This is a genomic window from Kitasatospora sp. NPDC005856 (genome assembly GCF_040629945.1).
In the GTDB taxonomy this organism is placed as follows: Bacteria; Actinomycetota; Actinomycetes; order Streptomycetales; family Streptomycetaceae; genus Kitasatospora.
Map to the genome: position 1 here is coordinate 1 of NZ_JBEXWT010000201.1, position 3,359 is coordinate 3,359.

At 72.0% G+C, this 3,359-nt stretch carries 1 protein-coding gene; it reads right to left on the reverse strand.

Translation table 11 applies throughout. The features are described from left to right. The coding region (locus ABZ449_RS41875) for an AMP-binding protein (protein WP_360357357.1) at positions 1–3,359 on the reverse strand (3,359 nt) is incomplete at both ends.

A 3,359-nucleotide genomic window follows, 5' to 3' on the forward strand; every position in this document is an offset into this window, starting at 1 on the left:
ACCCCCAGCAGCTCCACCTGCGCCACCGCCAGGTTCACCGCACCCGCATGCGCCAGACCCACACCCTTCGGCACACCCGTCGACCCCGACGTGTAAATCACATACGCCAGACCCTCCGGCGCCACCGACACCACAGGCGCCGACACCGGAGCCACCGCCAACGCCATCCGCACCAACGGCGCATCCACCAACACCACCGGCACCGACCCGGAAACCAACGACGCGCAGGTCTGCGAGGTCACCACGCACACCGCCCGACTGTCCGCCAGCATGAACGCGACACGCTCCACCGGCGCCTGCGGGTCCACCGGCAGATACGCCGCCCCGGCCTTCAGCACCGCCAGCAGCGACACCACCAGCTCGACACCGCGCTCCATGCAGACCGCGACCACCGACTCCGCACCCACACCCTGCTCCACCAGGTAGTGCGCCAGACGGTTCGCCCGCTCATCCAACTCGCGGTACGTCAGCTCAACACCCTCACCGAGCACGGCAACCGCATCCGGCGCCTCCGCCACCCGTGCGGCGAACACCCCCGGAACCGTCGAGCCCGACACGTCCAGCGCAGTGTCGTTCCACTCCACCAACACCCGACGACGCTCGGTCTCGTCCAACACGGCCACCTTGCTCAGCGGGAGGTCGGAGCCTGAGTCCAGCGCACTCTCCAGAGCGGCCACCAGGTTCTCGACGCCCGAGTGCAGCAGACCGCAGACGGCCTCCGGGGAGACCGGCGCGACCGCGCTGACGACCAGCCGGAAGTCGGCCCCCAGGTCGTCGATCGCCACGGTGATGGGGTAGTTGGTGCGCTCCCGGCTGAAGACGACGTCGATGCCGTCCGAGAGGGCGGCCTGCCGGGCCGGGCCCTGGCTGTGCCGGTAGGTGAAGAGCGAGGTGAACAGCGGCCGGTCCCCCGGCACCCCGCTGGCGCGCTGCGCCAGCGTCAGCGGCGCGTGCTCGTGCTCCAGCAATTCGGCCAGCATCCCGCGCATCCCGGTGACGGCCGCGGCCGCACCGAGCCCGTCCAGGCGCACGCGGACCGGCAGGGTGTTGATGAACGGGCCAGGCACCCGGTCGGCGCCGGCGCCGGCGTTCATCCGGCCGAACAGCACCGTGCCGAACACCACGTCGTCACGGCCGCTGACCGCCGCCAGCACCCGCGCCCACGCCACGTGCAGCACGGTCGCCGGGCTGGCACCCAGTCGCCGCGCCACCTCGCGCAAGCGCTCCGCCACCGTCCCGTCCACGTCCGACCGGACCCGGACCGAGTCCGAACCGTCACCGCGCACATCCACCAGGCCGAACGGCGCGGTCGGCTCGGTGACATCGCCCAGCAGCTCCGCGAAGAACCGCTCGTGCTCGGCCTGGGCCACACCACCGCGCGCCTGCGCCACGAAGTCGCGGAACGGCAGCGGCTGCGCCAGCGTGTCGGCCTGACCGGCCAGGATCGCCCGCACCTCGCCGACCAGCACCTCCAGCGCTGTGTGGTCACGGACCAGCTGGTGGATCTGCAGCATCCCGAGCCACCGCTCGGTCCCCGGCACCGCCGCAGCCCGGATCCCGAGCAGCGGGGCGTGACCGATGTCCATCGACGGACCACCGGCCGCCAGCAGCTCGGCTGCCGGGTCCTCCGCGGCCGGGTCCAGCGCGACCTCGGTCACCGGCAGCACGGCGTGACGCCACACCACCTGGACCGGCTCGCGCAGGCCCTCCCACACCACACCGGTGCGGTAGATGTCATGCCGGTCGACCACCTGCTGCAGCGCACCCGCGAACGCGTCCAGCCGCTCCCGGGAGTCGAAGCCCAGCACGATCGGCAGCACGTACACATCGCTGCCGCTGTGGGAACCCAGCAGGTGGTGGAAGAGCAGACCCTCCTGCAGCGGCGCCAGCGGGTACACATCCGCGACGTTCGCCGCGCCACCCTCGACGCTCGCGACCACCCGCTCCAGCTCCGCAGCGGACAACTCCACCAGCGGCAGCATCTCCGGAGTGATCTCCTGAGCGCCCTCGGGGATCCCGTTCGGCGGCACCACCACCAGCTCCGGACCCGCCACCGCCGCCAGGCTAGCCACGGTCGGTGTCACGAACAGCGCCCGCACCGACACCGACACACCACGCCCGCGCAGCTTCTCCACCAGCGACACCGCCAGCAGCGAGTGACCACCCAGCATGAAGAAGTCGTCGTCGACCCCCACGCTCTCCAGACCCAGCACCTCGGCGAACGCCTGGCAGAGGATCTCCTCGCGGGCGGTCGCCGGTCCGCGGCCACGCGCGGCGGCGCCGGCAGCGTAGTCGGGGGCGGGCAGGGCACGGCGGTCGAGCTTGCCGTTGCCGGTCAACGGCAGCGCGTCCAGCACCACCACGGCCGACGGGACCATGTACTCCGGCAGCCGCTCTCCGACGAACTTCCGCACCACAGCGGACAGTTCAGCGTGATCGGCTTCCTCGTCGTCGGCGACGACATACGCCACCAGACGCACATCACCGGGGGTGTCCTCGCGAGCGACCACAGCGGCCTGGGCGACCGCCGGGTGCCCGGCGATCACGGCCTGGACCTCACCCGGCTCAATGCGGAAGCCGCGCACCTTGACCTGGTCGTCCGCGCGGCCCAGGAACACCACCTGGCCATCCGCCGTCCAACGCGCCCGGTCACCCGTGCGGTACAGGCGCCCGCCATCAGCCCCGAACGGGCTCGCGACGAAGCGCTCGGCGGTCAGACCCGGCCGGCGCACGTAGCCCCGCGCCAGACCCGCACCCGCGACGTACAACTCACCCACCACACCCGGCGCCACCGGGCACAAACGGTCATCCAGCACATACAGGCGGGTGTTCGCGATCGGACGGCCGATCGGCACCACACCGGTGGCCGTCAGCTCCGAGGTCAACCGGGTCGTCGCCACACCGATCGTCGCCTCGGTCGGGCCGTAGTGGTTGAACACCCCACACCCACCGGCCGCCGCCAGAACCTCGCCCACCAGGGCGGGCGAGGCGGCCTCGCCACCGAACACCAGCGACCGCGCCGGCAGCACCTGCCCCGCACCACCGGCCGCCGCCAGAGCCCCCAGATGCGACGGCACCGCCTTCACGAAATCAATCCCGTGCTCCGCCAGGTAGCCGGCCACCGCCGCCGGATCGGTCACCGCATCCGCGTCCAGGACGTGCAGCTCGCCGCCAGTGGTCAGGCTCGCGAACACCACCGTGTTACCCAGGTCCGTCGCCTGCGCCTGCAACAACGCATACCGGCCGCCCTCACCGCCGAACCCGACCCGCTCGGGCGCCGAGGCGACGTAGTTCGCCAGACCGCCGTGCGTCACCGCCACACCCTTCGGCGTGCCGGTCGAGCCGGAGGTGTAGATCAC